General features: G+C 58.9%; 13 protein-coding genes. 8 read left to right on the top strand and 5 right to left on the bottom strand.

Annotated features, from left to right (window positions below; translation table 11 throughout):
- Window positions 1-104 precede the first annotated feature (104 nt).
- Window positions 105-1502, top strand: a complete 1398-nt coding sequence (gene fumC / locus ACLIBF_RS11625) for a class II fumarate hydratase (RefSeq protein ID WP_448309851.1) — start codon at window positions 105-107, stop codon at window positions 1500-1502.
- Window positions 1503-1559: 57 nt separating this feature from the next.
- Here fumC and tus read toward each other — a convergent pair whose 3' ends face one another.
- Entirely contained in the window at window positions 1560-2489 is a 930-nt protein-coding gene (gene tus / locus ACLIBF_RS11620) for a DNA replication terminus site-binding protein (RefSeq protein ID WP_046288336.1), read from the bottom strand.
- 204 nt (window positions 2490-2693) lie between these two features.
- Here tus and ACLIBF_RS11615 point away from each other — a divergent pair, with 204 nt between their 5' ends.
- From ACLIBF_RS11615 to ACLIBF_RS11600, 4 genes are all read left to right on the top strand, one after another.
- Window positions 2694-3878, top strand: a complete 1185-nt coding sequence (locus tag ACLIBF_RS11615; RefSeq protein WP_069728264.1) for an MFS transporter — start codon at window positions 2694-2696, stop codon at window positions 3876-3878.
- 207 nt (window positions 3879-4085) lie between these two features.
- Window positions 4086-4580 carry an RrF2 family transcriptional regulator gene (locus ACLIBF_RS11610; RefSeq protein ID WP_031377621.1) on the top strand — a complete coding sequence of 165 codons (495 nt, stop codon included), beginning with the start codon at window positions 4086-4088 and terminating at the stop codon, window positions 4578-4580.
- Between the two features lie 137 nt (window positions 4581-4717).
- Complete coding sequence (locus ACLIBF_RS11605) at window positions 4718-4900, top strand: type II toxin-antitoxin system HicA family toxin (protein ID WP_031377622.1); 183 nt, start codon at window positions 4718-4720, stop codon at window positions 4898-4900.
- A 24-nt stretch (window positions 4901-4924) separates the two neighbouring features.
- Window positions 4925-5350 carry a hypothetical protein gene (locus tag ACLIBF_RS11600; protein WP_279810286.1) on the top strand — a complete coding sequence of 142 codons (426 nt, stop codon included), beginning with the start codon at window positions 4925-4927 and terminating at the stop codon, window positions 5348-5350.
- A 206-nt stretch (window positions 5351-5556) separates the two neighbouring features.
- Here the strand turns inward: ACLIBF_RS11600 and oqxB are convergent, their stop codons facing one another.
- A complete protein-coding gene (gene oqxB, locus ACLIBF_RS11595; RefSeq protein WP_031377624.1) occupies window positions 5557-8709 on the bottom strand; it encodes a multidrug efflux RND transporter permease subunit OqxB in 3153 nt (1050 codons plus the stop codon).
- Between the two features lie 12 nt (window positions 8710-8721).
- On the bottom strand, window positions 8722-9876 hold the full coding sequence (locus ACLIBF_RS11590; RefSeq protein ID WP_046288335.1) for an efflux RND transporter periplasmic adaptor subunit: 1155 nt from the start codon (window positions 9874-9876) through the stop codon (window positions 8722-8724).
- 299 nt (window positions 9877-10175) lie between these two features.
- On the opposite strand from ACLIBF_RS11590, the gene ACLIBF_RS11585 reads away from it, so the two are divergent.
- The 3 genes from ACLIBF_RS11585 (at window position 10176) to ACLIBF_RS11575 (ending at window position 11307) form a co-directional block, all read left to right on the top strand.
- The gene (locus ACLIBF_RS11585; RefSeq protein WP_009090299.1) at window positions 10176-10517 is read left to right on the top strand and encodes a helix-turn-helix domain-containing protein; all 342 of its coding nucleotides are present in this window, start codon (window positions 10176-10178) and stop codon (window positions 10515-10517) included.
- An 86-nt stretch (window positions 10518-10603) separates the two neighbouring features.
- Complete coding sequence (locus ACLIBF_RS11580) at window positions 10604-11038, top strand: ribonuclease domain-containing protein (RefSeq protein WP_031377980.1); 435 nt, start codon at window positions 10604-10606, stop codon at window positions 11036-11038.
- A 2-nt stretch (window positions 11039-11040) separates the two neighbouring features.
- A complete protein-coding gene (locus ACLIBF_RS11575; protein ID WP_031377981.1) occupies window positions 11041-11307 on the top strand; it encodes a barstar family protein in 267 nt (88 codons plus the stop codon).
- Here ACLIBF_RS11575 and ACLIBF_RS11570 read toward each other — a convergent pair.
- Entirely contained in the window at window positions 11304-13670 is a 2367-nt protein-coding gene (locus tag ACLIBF_RS11570; protein WP_089561527.1) for a virulence factor SrfC family protein, read from the bottom strand. The genes ACLIBF_RS11575 and ACLIBF_RS11570 overlap by 4 nt on opposite strands.
- Complete coding sequence (locus ACLIBF_RS11565) at window positions 13667-16630, bottom strand: virulence factor SrfB (protein WP_089561528.1); 2964 nt, start codon at window positions 16628-16630, stop codon at window positions 13667-13669. The genes ACLIBF_RS11570 and ACLIBF_RS11565 overlap by 4 nt, the downstream gene beginning before the upstream one ends.
- Between the last annotated feature and the right edge of the window lies 1 nt (window position 16631).

Below are 16631 nucleotides of genomic sequence, written 5' to 3'. Positions count from 1 at the left end.
AATGTTAAATTATTGTATGTCATTATCTTGCCCGCCCGAATGTCGCCCACAGGACGATGCGTTGGGCGGGCATTCACTTCAAACAGAGCGAAGGAGACGTATTCATGGCAGCCAACCGCATTGAGAAAGATTCAATGGGCCCCATTGATGTACCGGCTGATAAACTGTGGGGCGCGCAAACGCAGCGCTCGCTGGAACACTTCCGCATCTCAACAGAAAAAATGCCGACCGCGCTGGTTCACGCGCTGGCGCTGACCAAACGCGCCGCTGCCGCCGTTAACCGCGACCTGGGGCTGCTGCCGGCCGAGCGCGCCGAAGCGATCATTAACGCGGCGGACGAGGTGCTGGCCGATAAGCACAGCGACGAGTTCCCGTTAGCCATCTGGCAGACCGGGTCCGGCACCCAGACCAACATGAACATGAATGAAGTGCTGGCCAACCGCGCCAGCGAAATTCTGGGCGGAGAGCGTGGCATGTCGCGCCTGGTCCATCCGAATGATGATGTTAACAAGAGTCAGAGTTCGAATGACGTCTTCCCGACCGCGATGCACGTGGCCGCGGTCATCGCCCTGCGTGAGCAGCTGATCCCGCAGATTCAGGTATTAAAAAAGACCCTGAGCGAGAAGTCAGAGGCGTTCAAAGATATCGTCAAAATTGGCCGTACTCATCTGCAGGACGCCACGCCGCTGACGCTCGGCCAGGAGATTTCCGGCTGGGTGGCGATGCTCGAACATAACCTGAAGCACATCGAGCAGAGCATTCCACACGTGGCGGAACTGGCGCTGGGCGGCACCGCCGTCGGCACCGGCCTGAACACCCATCCGGAGTATGCGGTCCGGGTGGCGCAAGCGCTGGCCGATCTGACTCAGCAACCGTTTGTCACCGCGCCGAATAAGTTTGAAGCGCTGGCAACCTGTGATGCGCTGGTTCATGCTCACGGTGCACTGAAAGGGCTGGCGGCCTCGCTGATGAAAATCGCCAACGACGTGCGCTGGCTCTCCTCCGGTCCGCGCTGCGGCATTGGTGAAATCGCCATTCCGGAAAACGAACCAGGCAGCTCGATCATGCCAGGTAAAGTCAACCCGACCCAGTGCGAAGCGATGACCATGCTCTGCTGTCAGGTGATGGGCAATGACGTGGCAATCAATATGGGCGGCGCGTCCGGCAACTTTGAGCTGAACGTGTTCCGTCCGATGGTGATCCATAACTTCCTGCAGTCGATTCGTCTGCTGGCGGACGGTATGGATAGCTTCAATCATCACTGCGCGATTGGCATTGAACCGGTTCGCGAGCGTATCGAACAGCTGCTGAATGAGTCACTGATGCTGGTGACGGCGCTGAATACCCATATCGGTTATGACAAAGCGGCCGAAATCGCCAAGAAAGCCCATAAAGAGGGGCTGACGCTGAAAGGCGCGGCGCTGAAGCTGGGCTATCTGACCGAAGAGCAGTTTGATGCCTGGGTGCGTCCGGAAGAGATGGTTGGCAGCATGAAGTCGTAAGCCTTCTGCTGTACATCTGCTGTAAAAAGGCCAGCGCGTGCTGGCCTTTTTTATGGCTTAAATCGGGCAGTCGACCCACAGATGCAGCCGCGGGATCAGCAGGTTAAGCGGCTCGGCGGCTGGCTTATGGCGATAGGTAATGTTATCGGCATCGTAATTCAGCAGTTCACCCAGCACCGGCACCTGGCTGCGGTCGCGGCAGATCACCAGAATCGGCGATGGACAGGCCAGCTGCGTCTGCTTTTTCTGTTCGGCACGCCAGACCCGTGCCACCGGCTGGACTTTCACCGGTCGCTTAATTTTCAGCCGGGCCGAGGCGGGCAGGGCGCGCACGCTGGCTAACTCCTCCTGCACTTTTTCTGCCCACTGTTCGCGTGACCACGGCGCCTGCGCCCGCCCGGCCTTCAGGCTTTTTTCCAGCTGAGCGATCACCTCTTCACGCTGCATATTTTTGATGATGTGCTTATTCGCCCAGCCAAAACGCAGGCTGTCCGGTGCGCTGAGCAGGGTGATAGTGCGATAGGCATTCAGGGTAATCAGCCCGCGCAGATGCTGGTGGACAAATTCGAAGCGTGCCTCGCTTGGCAAGCCGGACTCAACCGTAATCAGCTGCTCCAGTCGCGCTTTAAGCTGATTGATGCTGTCGACCAGCGCGCTGATTTCCGCCTCACGCTGCTCATCGCATTCAATGCACAGCGCACCCGGCAGTCGGACCGCCGCCTTGGTGCTGAGCTGCTCTGACTGATGCTGCATGAACAGACGGCAGTAGTGGTTCAGCGCCAGCGTTAAGGCATGCTGCCCCAGATGCTGCTCCACCGCGATTTGAGTAATCGCCTCATGCTCACGGCCTTTCACTATCGGCGGCAGGCTGAATACCCGGGCAATCAGCAACGGCTGGGCCTCAATCTGCTGGCGCAGCTCGCCCAGCGCCTGTTCTAAATCGTTTACGCATTGATGCATATCTGACACTAAGTCGTAGCGCGCCATGTTGAGCCTCCATAGTTACAACGTACATAATGTGGCAGAAGCGGTGACTGGACGCAATAGCGACACTAGTTACAACATACTATTAGTAATACCGTTAACAACCGTGCCGCCATCCGGGCGTAAGCAGGCGCAAAAGGCGGCATGCATTTTTCCTTATCTCAGAACATGTTATAAAAATGGTTTGCCCGCTAACGGATAGCTGATGTGAACCAGACCAACAAACCCGGCGTCGCCGCCATTATTACGCTCGGCGCGATACAGATACTGTCGTGGGGCGGATCGTTCTATCTGATGGCGGTGATGGCGAACCCGATCGCCATGGAAACCGGCTGGTCGCAGCAGTGGATTTATGGCGCGCTGTCGACCGGCATTCTGGTGTCAGGACTGCTGGCGCCGCTCAGCGGCCGGATTATTGCCCGCACCGGTGGCCGCCTGCTGCTGGCAATGAGTGGGGCGGTGATGGCGCTGGGGCTGGTGATCATGGCTTTCAGCTATCATCTGCCGCTGTTGCTGTTCGCCTGGGTGATTATCGGCGTCGGGATGGCGATGGGGCTGTATGATGCGCTGTTTGCTACCCTCGGCACCTGTTATGGCGCTCAGGCGCGCGCAGCGATTACCGGCATTACCCTGATTTCCGGCTTCTGTACCACCCTGGTATGGCCGGGCACGGCGCTGTTGATTCACGCCCTCGGCTGGCGGGGCGCCTGTCTGGCGATTGCCGGGCTGTTAACGCTCTGCGTGCTGCCAGCGTATCTGTATGCTTTACCGGCAACGCGGGCGGTAAGGCCGGTTAACACCCGTAGCCCGCAATCGTCCTCCGCTGAAATTGCCCCAGGCCTGTTCTGGCTGCTGTGCGCCATCTTCACCCTGGCATCGGTAATCATGACCGCCATTTCCGTGCAGCTGATTACCCTGTTGCAGGCCAGTGGCCACACGCTGACCTCGGCACTGGCAATCAGCGCGGTGCTGGGACCGTGTCAGGTGGGGGCGCGGATTGTCGATGTCGCCTTTAAGCGCAGCCATCCGATTCGCACCACTTTTTTCTCGGTCGGCCTGGTGGCGCTTGGCTTGCTGTTGCTGGCACTGGCACCGCAGATGGCGCTGCTGAGCATGGTGCTTTACGGCGCAGGAAATGGTTTACGTGCCATTGTGCGCGGAACTTTACCGCTGGCGATGGTCAAACCAGAGTCTTATGCGATTGTGGTGGGCCGGATGGCCCGCCCGGCGTTGATGGGACAGGCGCTGACGCCGTTGATCGGCGGCTATGTATTTGAAAGGATGGGGGGTTCAGCAACACTGTGGTTGCTTTGCGCGTTAGCAATCTTTAACGTGGTGTTGGTGATGATACTGAAACACCGGTTACCCGCCGCGCCAGCCGACATCGCGTAGCATGCTGACTGCGCGGAACGCCGATGACGCGGGCTGTTAGCAGGCTAAGCACCTTGTGCTATCAGGCTGCCGGCTTTGGTGAATACGTGCCTTGTCACCGCTGGCTTGCTTCTAAAAAGCAACAGTGTTTGTTATATTTATTGCTCATTGATTGTTCACTTATGCGGCAATAAAACAATAAGATGCACCGCAACTCAGGATAAAGAAATGCTTGATTACCGCTTCCCGACAGCTTTGCAAATGGTTCTGAGCGTAGCGATGGCGGAGCAAATGGGAAAACGCTCTACCAGCGCGATTCTGGCCTACGGGTTGGAAGCGAATCCCAGTTTCATTCGAAAATTAATGGTCCCGCTGACCCGTGACGGCATTATCGTCTCGACGCTGGGTCGTACCGGTTCGATCCATCTGGGTCGCCCCGCAGCAGAGATTACCCTGCGTGACATCTACGTCTCGGTCATTGAAGACAAAAAAATCTGGGCGGCGCGTCCCGATGTCGCGCCACGTTGCCTGGTCAGCGCCAATCTCTGCTGGTACTTCAAATCGATTGCCGATGAAGCCGAGCAGGCGTCGCTGGACGTGCTGGCGAAACGCACCGTCGCAGATGCGCTTAATGAGCTGAAGAAACGCGACACCAGCAACTGCACGGCGGTTCCGGAACCGGAGCCCGATGAGATTGATGATCTGTGTAAAAAAGGCCGCTGATGCGGCTTTTTTTATGCCTGCAAAATCATTTATTCCGGTCAGTTATGATTGAAAAACAGACAAAATAAACATAAGTGTTGTATAAGGCATCACTGTTGTTATGATTAGTGACGGTTGAACTGAAGCGAGGGATCGCGATGAAATACAGTGAATTTCGGCGCTGGCTGTTACAACAGGGCGCCATTTTAATAAAGCACCGTAGCGGAAGCAGCCATTTCAAAGTGTTTTTGGGCGCGAGGCAGTCTGTTTTTCCCGATCACGGTGCAAAGGAAATGCCCGAGGGAACCCGCAAAAAAATTTTAAAGGATCTGGGGCTGTAATCCTGAGATTGATGAGGTAAGGGTATGTTTAATTACGCAGTCAGATTAAACCATGATGCACAAAGTGGCTGTTATGAAGTGTCATGCCGGGATTTACCGTTAATGCATTCGGTAGGCGACACGATTGATGGCGCGCTGTTAGAAGCGGAAGATGGAATTGTCACCGCAATCTCGCTTGAAATGGATATGCGCCGTCCCATCCCGTCAGCCAGCGAACCGCAGCCGGGCGAATATGTGGTTTATCTGCCGGTGTTGGTGGCGATGAAAGCCGCCTTATATAACGCCATGATCGAAACAGGAACCCGAAAAGCCGATCTGGCACGTCGACTGGGCGTGAATGGCCCTCAGGTTGATCGCCTGCTGGATGTTGAACACTCGTCAAAAGTCGAAAAAGTGGAACTGGCGCTGGCCCAACTGGGACGCAAAGCGCAAATCCAAATCCATACTTAACGCCGTTGTTGCCCGCAAAGCGCATGGCAGTGAACCGGTGTCTGAAGCCCGCCCTGGCGGGCTTTTTAGTGTCAATCTCCGGCTCAACACGGCGATGAATAACGGCGAATTATCTTGCCTGCCATCTTCAGCAGCCGCGAGAGCAGATTCAGTGGCTCGCAACGACAGCCAAAAAAAGGGCGACCCTGCGGTCGCCCTTTTGCAGTTTATACCGTCTGTAACGCGGTTTTGCTCGCTTTCCGCGTCACCAGCTTACGTAAGGTGACGTAGAACACCGGCGTCAGGAACAGCCCGAACAGCGTAACGCCGAGCATGCCGGAGAACACCGTAATACCGGTCACGCCGCGGACTTCCGCACCTGCACCTTCGCCAAGAATCAGCGGAATTGTTCCGGCGATAAAGGCAATGGAGGTCATCACGATCGGACGCAGACGCAGGCGACAGGCTTCCAGCGCCGCCTCGACAATCCCTTTGCCCTGCATTTCCAGCTCGCGGGCGAACTCAACGATCAGAATCGCGTTCTTACAGGCCAGCCCCATCAGCACCACCAGTCCGACCTGCACAAACACATTGTTATCGCCGCCGGTCAGCCAGACGCCTACCAGCGCAGAGAGCATGGTCATTGGCACAATCAGGATCACCGCCAGCGGCAGGGTCCAGCTCTCATACAGCGCGGCCAGCACCAGGAAAGCCAGCAACACCGCCATCGGGAACACAATCAGCGCCGTATTGCCCTGGGTCGATTGCTGATAACTCAGATCGGTCCATTCGATGTTCATGCCGTTGGGTAACAGCTGACCGGACATCGTTTCCAGCTGAGCCATCGCCTGGGCTGATGAGAGCACCCGGGGATCGGCATCGCCAATCAGGTCGGCGGCCGGATAGCCATTGTAGCGAATCACCGGGTCGGGACCGTAGGTGGTCGAAATGGTCACCATGCTGCCAATCGGCACCATCTCGCCGCGATCGTTACGGGTCCGCAGGTTGGCGATATCTTCCACGCTGTCGCGGAAATCACCGTCAGCCTGGGCCATCACGCGCCAGGTGCGACCAAAACGGTTGAAGTCATTGACGTAAGACGAACCGAGATAGGTCTGCAAAGTGCTGAACAGATCGGTCAGCGACACGCCCTGGGCTTTGGCTTTATCCCGGTCAACCTGCACATCCAGCTGCGGAACGTTCGCCTGATACGAGGAGATAGGGAAGTGCATACCCGGCGTCTGCATAATGGCACCCGACATGGTGTTGATGGCGGTCTGCAGCGCACCATAACCGAGGCCCGCGCGGTCCTGCACATAGAGCGAATAGCCCGAACCCTGGCCCAGTCCCAGAATCGGCGGCGGCATGATCGAGAAGCCGAAGCCCTGCTGAATCCGGGCGATTTTGGCGTTAATCTCGGCGTTGATCTCCGCCGCGGTGTGGGTGCGTTGATTGAACGGTTTCAGGCCGAAGAACACCGTGCCGCTATTCGGGGTATTGGTAAACTGCAACGCATTCAGGCCAGGAAACGCCACCGCATACGCCACGCCTTCGGTCTGCATGCCGATTTCGCTCATCTTACGAATCACTTCATCGGTGCGCGCCAGTGACGAGCCTTCCGGCATCTTAACGCCGCCGATCAGGTAGAGCTTATCCTGGGTCGGAATAAAGCCGCCCGGCACGCTGTGGAACATGAAACCGGCACCCGCCAGCAGCAGCACATAGACGCCAAATACCGCACCACGCCGACGCAGGGTTTTACCGACCATGGTTTCATAGCCGTGGGCGCTGCGCTGGAAGAAGCGGTTAAACGGCCGGAACAGCCAGCCAAACAGCCGGTCGATAATCCGGGTCGGCATATCTTTGGCCGCATGATGATCTTTCAGCAGCATCGCCGCCAGCGCCGGAGAGAGCGTCAGCGAGTTAATCGCTGAGATCACCGTTGAAATGGCGATGGTCGTGGCGAACTGCTTGTAGAACTGACCGGTCACGCCTGACAAAAACGCCATCGGCACAAACACCGCACACAGCACCAGTGCGATGGCGATGATCGGTCCGGAGACCTCTCGCATCGCCTGATGCGCCGCCGCCCGCGGCGTCAGCCCCATCTCAATGTTACGCTCGACGTTTTCCACCACCACGATGGCGTCATCCACCACAATCCCGATGGCCAGCACCAGACCAAACAGGCTCAGGGTATTCAGCGAGAAGCCGAGCAGATAGAGCACGCTAAAGGTACCAACCACCGAAACCGGCACTGCCAGCAACGGGATAATCGAGGCGCGCCAGGTTTGCAGGAACAGGATCACCACCAGTACGACCAGCACCACCGCTTCCAGCAGGGTCTGCACCACCGCTTTAATCGAATCACGCACGAAGACGGTCGGATCGTAAGGTGCGGCCCATTTCACGTCATTGGGGAAGCGGGTCGCCAGCTCATCCATTTTGGCGCGCACCGCATTGGAGAGGTCAATGGCGTTAGCGCCGGGCGCCTGGAAGATGCCGATACCGACCGCATCTTTGTTATTCAGCTGCGAGCGCAGGGCATAGCTGCCGGAGCCCATTTCGATACGTGCCACGTCGCGCAGCCGCACCAGTGAACCATCTTCAGAAGTCTTTAAGATGATGTCGCCAAACTGCTGTTCGCTCTCCAGCCGCCCCTGCGTATTGATCGACAGCAGAAAATCGCTCTGCTTTTTCAGCGGCTCGGCACCCAGCTGACCGGCAGAAACCTGCACGTTCTGCTCCTGCATCGCGGTGACGACATCAGAGGCGGTCAGGCCACGCGCCGCCACTTTATTCGGATCGAGCCAGACGCGCATCGCATACTCACCGGCACCGAAAATCTGAATCTGGCCGACACCCGGCAGACGCGCCAGCTCATCTTTCACCTTCAACGTGGCGTAGTTACGCAGATAGAGCGAATCGTAAGTGTTGTTGGGCGAGAACATGTGCACCACCAGCGTCAGGGTCGGTGACATCTTCTGGGTAGTGATACCCAGCCGACGCACATCTTCCGGCAGCCGCGCTTCCGCCTGCGCCACGCGGTTCTGCACCTGAACCTGAGCCTGGTCGGGATCGGTGCCAGGACGGAAGGTGACGGTGGTCACCAGCACGCCGTCAGAACCGGCCACCGATTTCATGTACATCATGTTTTCGACCCCGTTGATCGCCTCTTCCAGTGGCGTCGCCACCGAATCAGCAATCACTTTCGGGTTCGCGCCCGGATATTCGGCACGCACCTGCACGCTGGGCGGCACCACATCGGGATATTCACTGATCGGCAGCAGCGGAATAGAGATTAGCCCGGTGACAAAGATCAGAATCGATAACACCGCCGCAAAGATCGGCCGGTCGATAAAAAAGCGGGAAAAGTCCATAACGGCCTCAGATTATTGAGCGGTTGCCGCACGCATGGCGACCTGCTGAGCAGTGACCGGCATGCCGGGCATAAACACTTTTTGCAGACCGGCGATGATCACCCGATCGCCCGATTTCAGGCCCGATTTGACGATGCGCAGACCGTCCACCATCGCGCCAGGATCGATATCACGGCGCTGAGCTTTGCCTGCGCTGTCTACCACGTAGACATACTTACGGTCCTGGTCGGTTAACACCGCTTTGTCATCAATCAGCACCGCCTCAAACTGCGCGCTGCCGGGCAGACGGACCCGGGCAAACAGGCCTGGCGTAAACTGACGCTGCTGATTGTCGAGCAGGGCGCGCATACGAATGGTGCCGGTGCTGGCGGTCAGCTGGTTATCCAGGAAGTCCACTTTGCCCTGATGCGGATAGCCCTGTTCGCCGACCAGCGCGATTTCAACCGGCAACGCATGGCGCTGCTGGCCCTGACGCGCCATCGCCTGATAGTGCAGGAAGGTGTTTTCATCGATGTCGAAATAGACATACATGCTCTGCTGCGAGACCAGCGTGGTCAGTACGCTGGCGCTATCGCCGGCGGTCACCAGATTGCCGGCGGTGATCATCGCCCGGCTGGCGCGGCCATCAATCGGCGCGGTAACGCGGGTAAAATCGAGATTCAGCTGCGCCATATCGACGGCGGCTTCAGCGGCCAGTACATCCGCCTGCGCCTGGCTGGCGGCCGAACGGCGCTGCTCCCACGCTTCACGCGAAATCGCCTGGCTGCCAATCAGCTTTTCGCTGCGTCCCGACTCGCTGCGGGCCAGGCTTGCCTGGCTGCGGGCGCGGGCTAATTCCGCTTTGGCCTGCTCCAGCGCCGCGCGATAGCTGCGGTCGTCGATGGTAAACAGCACCTGACCTTTCTTCACCTCATCGCCTTCGCGATAATTAACCGACTCAATGTAGCCTGAGACGCGCGGACGCAGTTGCACGCTCTGCACCGCCTCAACCCGGCCATTGAAACTGTCCCACTGGCTGACCGGCTTGATCAGCACCGGTGCGGCACTGACCTCGGGCGGCGGCGGCGGGGCGTTTTGTGCCACACCGTCATCGCAACCGCTTAGCTGGCTGATGAGCAGTACCATCCCTAAAAGGGTAAAACCCTGACGAACCCAGTTGGTAATCATTGTTGTTATTCCGCGATAAGTGAAACCGACCCGCAGGCCAATATTTGCAACTTTTAAGATTGCAATTAATCGCGAGGAGTGTAGGCTTGCGTCGCTGGCAACTGCAAGAATAACAGATACACTTTATGTGCGGTTTGTTGTCGCTAGGTTAAAAGCTAAGCGGCTGGCAAAAGACCCTAAGAAATGTGCGGCATTTAATGTACTAATAAAACTTGCATTAAATGACATAGTCAGTCACCCTTTAAGTGTAACTGCAACTGATACTAATACTGTTCGCCACGGCGACGGGAGAGACTGGAATGATGAGTGACGCCTTTATTCACGATTTAATCGACTGGATTGATAACAACATCGAAGCACGGCTGGATCTGGACACCGTCTCAGAGCGCGCGGGCTATTCTAAATGGCACCTGCAACGGATGTTCAAAGAGCACACCGGCTATCCATTGGGTGAATATATCCGGGTGAAGAAGCTGAAAAAATCAGCCGATCGCCTGACCAGTACCGATGAACCGATCCTTAACGTGGCGATTTCATTAGGTTTCGATTCGCAGCAGTCGTTTAATCGCAGCTTCAAACGTCAGTACGGTGTCGCACCGGGTGCATGGCGTCGACACAGCGGTGACTCGCACGCTGCATAACCTCGCCAGGGCCAGCCTGTCTGGCCCGCGCTTTTTTCGGCGCGCAAAACTGGTATCATCTGCATCCTGTCGTCACGGATGCCATCATGTCAAAAAAACTCTGGATTGGACTTTTCCTGGTCCTCGCGGCCGCTTTCTACGGCCTTAAACCTTATCTGAACTCCTCTGTGGCACCTGCTCAGGCAGACATCGCCACGCTGACCGACGCCCATACGGTGGCGCGCTGGGTGCTGCAACATCAGCAGCTGCCGGACTACTACCTGACCAAAAGCGAAGCCCGCAAGCGCGGCTGGAATCCGGCCAAAGGCAATCTGTGCGAGGTGCTGCCCGGTAAAGCCATCGGCGGCGATCGCTTCGCCAACCGTGAGAAACGCCTGCCGCAACGGGCGGGCCGCCAGTGGTATGAAGCGGACGTCAACTATCGCTGCGGACGCCGCGACGCCGACCGGCTGGTCTACTCTTCCGACGGGCTGGTGCTGCTCTCCACCGATCACTATCGCAGCTTCCGACAGGTACCCTGATAATGCTGATCCTGCAATTTGATCTGCGCCAGCTGACCAGCCGCGCGGCATTCTACCAGCAGTTTGCCGCACAGAGCGGCGGTACGCCTGCTTATTTTGGCAACAACCTGGATGCGCTGTGGGACTGGCTGACCGGCGGTATTGCCTTGCCGGCGGAAGTGCGGCTGCAGCATTACGCCGAACATCATGCCGATCTGGCTCCGGTGCTGGCGTTACTGGAAGAGGCGGCGCAGTCGCTGAACGGCGAACTGCGCCTGGTGAAGGATTAAACGCGCAGCGGTTTAAGCAGGGCGATCAGCGCCTCGCGCGCCGCCAGCGGTAAATCGCCGCCGCCGGTATAGCCGTTGTTTTCGATAATCACCTGATTCAGGCCCACCAGCCAGTCGTAGATGTAATAGGCGGTGTGGTTGGCCGGGGCCGCTGACAGTTTAGTCAGCCGCTGACCGGCGCTGAAGTTGACGCTCGGGGCCGGCGGACGGGTAAAGATTGCCTGACCGCGATTAACGCGGCTGGCCGGACGCTCCGCCTCCGGACGCTGCAAAAACCCGAGCCAGGCAACAAAGTCACCCAGCACCGTCATGGCCCGGGTTACCTGACGATCGGCACGCGACTCATGTGTGATGCTGTGGCTGTCAGGCTCATGCAGCGCCTGCTGCAGTTTTTGCGTCATGTCGATGCGGAAACTGGCGGTAATCAGCTCTTCCACCAGCCACTCCATGGTCGCCTTATCAATATTCAGCAACGCCAGCAGGCTGCGATTTTCCGGCAGCTGACGCAGGTGGTCGAGCCACAACAGCAGCACCTGGCGCGGAAAATGTTGTGCGCCGTGCCCGCTCTGACGCGGCTGAACCGGCACCTCCGGCTCTGACTGGCTGAACAGATCAAATTCAAAACCAATGCCGAACTGATTTTCCGGTGCCTGCGGATGCGGCGTGCTGCTGCTCAGGCTCGACTGATTGAGCCACAGCTGGCGCAGCGCTTCACGCGGCGGCTGCAGACGTTCCAGCAGTTCGCCATGCAGGCCGGTACGGTGCTGTAAACATTTCAGCAGGGTATCGGCGATATTCTGTTTGCGCGCTGCCTGCTCCGGGCTGGCACCCGCCTCGGTCCACGGCAGTAAACGCCGCTCAACCACGGTGTGCTGAATCTGTACCAGCTGGCTCAGCAGCAGATCGCGACGGGCTTCCGGCTGCATCTCATCCTGTAACCAGCTCGCCATGCGATCGACGCCCGCCCGATCCAGCGCCAGCATCGATCCCCAGTGTCGTCCCGGTTGTCCCATCTGACGTTGCACCGCTTCATCGACGTTAATCTGTTGATGACGGGCGTCATGCGGCGTGATAGCCCAGATCAGCCGGGGTTTTTCCACCGCTTCCAGCGTCGGTTGCAGACGCTGCCATTCACGCAGCGACTGGCTGACGCGATCGGCATCCTGACGCTGGCTGGCGGCGGTACAGACCAGCAGCAGGTCGATGGCCTGACGCGCGGCATACAGGCCGGGCAGCAGGGCGCGTTTCTGTTCCAGCAGCGCTGCGCGCAGCGGATCGCGCTGTTGCAGGCGCAGGCGATCTTCCGCGGCGGCCTCATCATTCGGCTGGCCCGGTGCGGGCAGCTCGAGCATATCGGCCTCATCATACAGCGCGGTGCGCGGCGTCGAGCTCAGCGGGATCACCACCTCCAGCGTCAGCAACGCCAGTAACCCCAGCGCCACGCTTTGCGGCTTGCCGATGCGGTTGCCGTTGGTCGGGCAGACGTCGATTGGCTGCTGCAGATCCTGCTCGCTGGCTGGCACAATCAGCTGCTCGGCCGGCAGCAGAGCGGCGTCAGTCAGCAGGCTGAGCGGAGCCAGCACCCGGCTGCTGTTGCGCAGCTGGTGGCGTAAATGCAGCAGGCTGCGCAGGGTATCGTTGAGCGCCGGTTGATTCGGCCACAGCAGCGAAAACAGCTGTACCCGATCGTCGACGCTCAGCCACGGTGCCAGTTCAACCGCCTGCGGCCAGAAGTGACGATCGAGGCGCGCGTCATAATGCTGACGGCGGCGGCACCATGACCACAGCGTCACCAGCGCATCGCTCTCCAGACCGGGCAGCGGGCTGGTCAGGCAATGGCGTTGCAAACGCTGTAAGCCACTGTCTATCAGCGCCACATCCGGCGGCACGCTATCGGGTGCGCTGGCGATCACCAGCCGGATGATTTCCGCTTCCGTCAGCAGCGTCAGTTCGACCGGCCATTCGCCCGACAGCGGCTCACGCTGATGACAGAAGCGGGTCGCGGTCGCAAAATCGAGGTTGCCGGGGTTAATGTGCTGAAAATAGTTGAGCGATTTGTCGCCCAGCCGGGTTACCAGCTGGCCCTGCGCATCGGCCACCATCTCGTTCAGCAGCCAGGCTTTACCGGCCTGCGACTGACCAAACAGCGCCAGCGTCACCGGCCGCACCACCTGCTGTGCCAGCGCCTGGGTCTGCACCCGCGCCTGACGCAGTTGCAGGGACAGGGTTTCCGCTTCCAGCGCCAGTCGTGGCGACTGTTCGCGGGTGGTTTCAATCCAGGCCAGGCTGTTGCTCAGGGCGTCCTGCAGCAGGTTAAGGCGTTTAGCCAGCGTCTGCGGCTGGCGGGGTTTCAGGACTTTCATCGTTTACATACGCTCCCGCTGTCAATCCAGTACTGCGCATTAGCGTTGCCGGTGGCTGACAGGGTATTCAGTTTCAGACTCAGTTGCTCCAGCGGCACGCGGGTGCCATCATCCAGCCGCGCATCGCTCAGCACCAGCGTTTCCGGACCGGGCGCATCCGGGCCATCTTTCACCGCCAGCTTGATGCGCAACACGCTTTCACCGGCCACTTTACGCGCCAGAGTCGCATCGTTCAGCGTCAGGCTGTAGAGCGGTGAGGCAGGCCAGCGATCGTTATCCAGCTGGCGGAAGCCGAGACAGACGTTGCCGCGAATGCGGAAGCTGCTTTTCTTATCCAGCGCAAAGCCGGCGTCGTCGAGGTCGATCTCGCTGTAGCAGAGATTTTCGTCGGTCAGGGCCTGGTTTTCATCCAGCATACCGAGGTAGCGGATGGTGGAATAAGGTTCAAAATCACCGGCGCGGAACCAGAAACTGCTGAGGCGCAGGTCCAGTGCCAGCAGGCAGAGCATCGCGCCGACGGCGGCGGTCGATTTCGGGTTATCAATGCGGCCATGCTTGTTAAACGGATACCAGTCGCTGGTGTGATAGCCTTCCAGCGACAGAATACGGCTGCCCGGCAGCGGTTGCAGATGGCGGACCAGCGCCTGAATGCCGGGGAAGCGCGACGGCCGGCCGGTCAGCAGCAGCACATCGCACTGATAGAGCGACACCACTTCGCACATTGAGCGCAGCGCCGGAATAATCGCCATCCGGTGCTGCATGAACTCGCCGTGCAGCTGCGTCAGGCTGACCACCAGCGGCACCTGCAACAGGTCGAAGCGGCTGTTGACGCCCAGTTCACGCTGAATTTCACCGTTAACGAACGCCAGCACCGCCTCGCCAGGGGACTGCTCTACCAGTTCGCCAAACAGCGCGTTGATCTCGGCGTGACTCTCCAGCGGATCCCAGTTTTCGTAGCGCTCAAGCACCGCCTGCGCCAGGGGAATAAACAGCTGCAGCGTAACCTGCTGGCGTAAGGTGGCCTGACCGTCCATCCGGCTGTCGTGACCGAACAGCTTGTTCATCAGCGGCTCAGCCAGCGTCAGTCCGGCTTTGTGCAGATGCTGTTGCAGCGCCGGCAGGATCCACAGCTGGATCACATCCAGCAGGATATCGTCACCGGCCACTTTGAAGCCTTCACGGAACAGCAGACGCGGGGTGATTTTCACGTTATTGCCGAGCCCATCATCCAGCCGGTACTGGGTGATAGCCAGATCGGTGGTGCCGCCACCGATATCAATTGAGGCGATACGCAGACTTTTACCCGGCAGCTCATCCACTTCACGCGGGCGATCCGGTCGGGCCATGCTGCTGAAAAAGTCTTCGGCGCGACCGGCAAAGTTCACCTGGGTTTCATTAAACAGCCAGACCATCTGACCACAGGTTGCCTCATCCCACTCCATCTGCACATCCGGCAACGGTTTCGGGCTGTGGCGCGGGCCTGCCGGGGCGACATCTTCGTCGTCGCTCAGCCAGCCTTCGGCTTTCCACACCAGCGCAATCGCCTCCTGCATCCGGCGGCGGAAAATTTCACGTTCCGGTTTTGGCATCGCTGAAGGCAGCGTCAGGATCACATGCCGCAGCTGACGCGGCGCGTGGCTTTGCGGCATCCGCTGACGCTGGGCGGCGCTGTTCATCTGCATCAGGGCCTGGGCCAGCAGCTCGCACAGCATAAAGGTCATCAGTGAACTGCGGCTGTAGTGCGGTGAAAACACCGGCAGACGATCGTCCAGCGGCAGCGTATAGAGCGGCTGGCCTTCATCGTTCAGCAGGGTGGTAAAGGGCGCGGCACAGGCCAGCGGTTCAGACTGCGCACCAGGATTATTAAAGCGCCAGCCTGGCTGGTAGCGCGCTTCGTCCCATAAATAGCGGCGTGGGCTGGAGAGGCCGGTACTGCCTTCCAGGCCGACGCGCTGCAGGGCCAGACGGCTCGCTTCGCGACCAACGCGGGTCAGCGACGGCCACATAAAGGCCTGTTCGCGGCCGCTTTCCAGCGAGAAGTTCTCTTTGCCGAAACGGGTTTCGGCAAACTCCAGCCGGCTGTCAAACAGTTCGTTATAGACCTGATGCGGCTGAGATAAATCACGCAGCTGCAGCTCATAGGTCTGCTTCAGTCCGTTGCTCTCTTCCGGATGATCTTCCACCAGAATGCCGCAGGTATGCGAATTGCCGACGTCCAGAATGATATCGACGTTAACCGCGGGGGTTTGCAGCGTGGCGGCCTGAATGTGGATCTCGCTGAGGTTCAGCTGTTCGCCCAGCAGCTCCAGCAGATTGAGGTAGTGTGCCTGATATTCAAACTCACGCAGCGCCTGGTTTATCGCCTGCTCGCGGCGGTCAGAGACCCGATCGGTAAAGGTTTCACGCAGCCAGCCATCGACCCAGGTGTGGTCGAGAAACTCACCCAGCTCGTAGTTGTGCCAGGCCAGCGTAAAGGTCACGCCATTCTGCGCATCGGCTGCCGACAGGCCCAGCTTCTCTCCGCCATCCTGTTCCGCCACGCAGCGGGTATCAAAGGCCAGGCTGACGCGATGGGTATTGCCCGCCGCGTCAGGCGTCTCCAGCGCCACCAGACGCATCCGCGCCCAGTTTTCCGGTCCGCCAATAAACCGCCGTCCGCTGGCGCAACGCAGCATCGGCAGCGGCAGCCAGCAGGCGGAGAGCAGGGTCAGCGAATCAGCCAGCGCGATGTCCGACTCCGGACGCACCACTTCCGGTGCGCCACCATCTTCCGGGTAGAGCAGAAACTTACCGCTGTTGCCATCAACATTCAGCCGCAGCAGCGGGCCGTTGGCAGTCTGGCGCACGAACTGACGGCGCGCCTGGGTCGCAGAGAGTTGCAGACCAAAATCCAGAAATTGCACACCGCTGTTTTCAATCAGCGAGATTTTTTGTTTGTCATCGATCAGGGGAGCCAGCATG

The sequence above is a fragment of the Pantoea sp. PGP6 genome (assembly GCF_053474785.1).
Note: the sequence above shows the minus strand (reverse complement) of the source record. Positions and strands in the feature narration are given on the sequence as shown.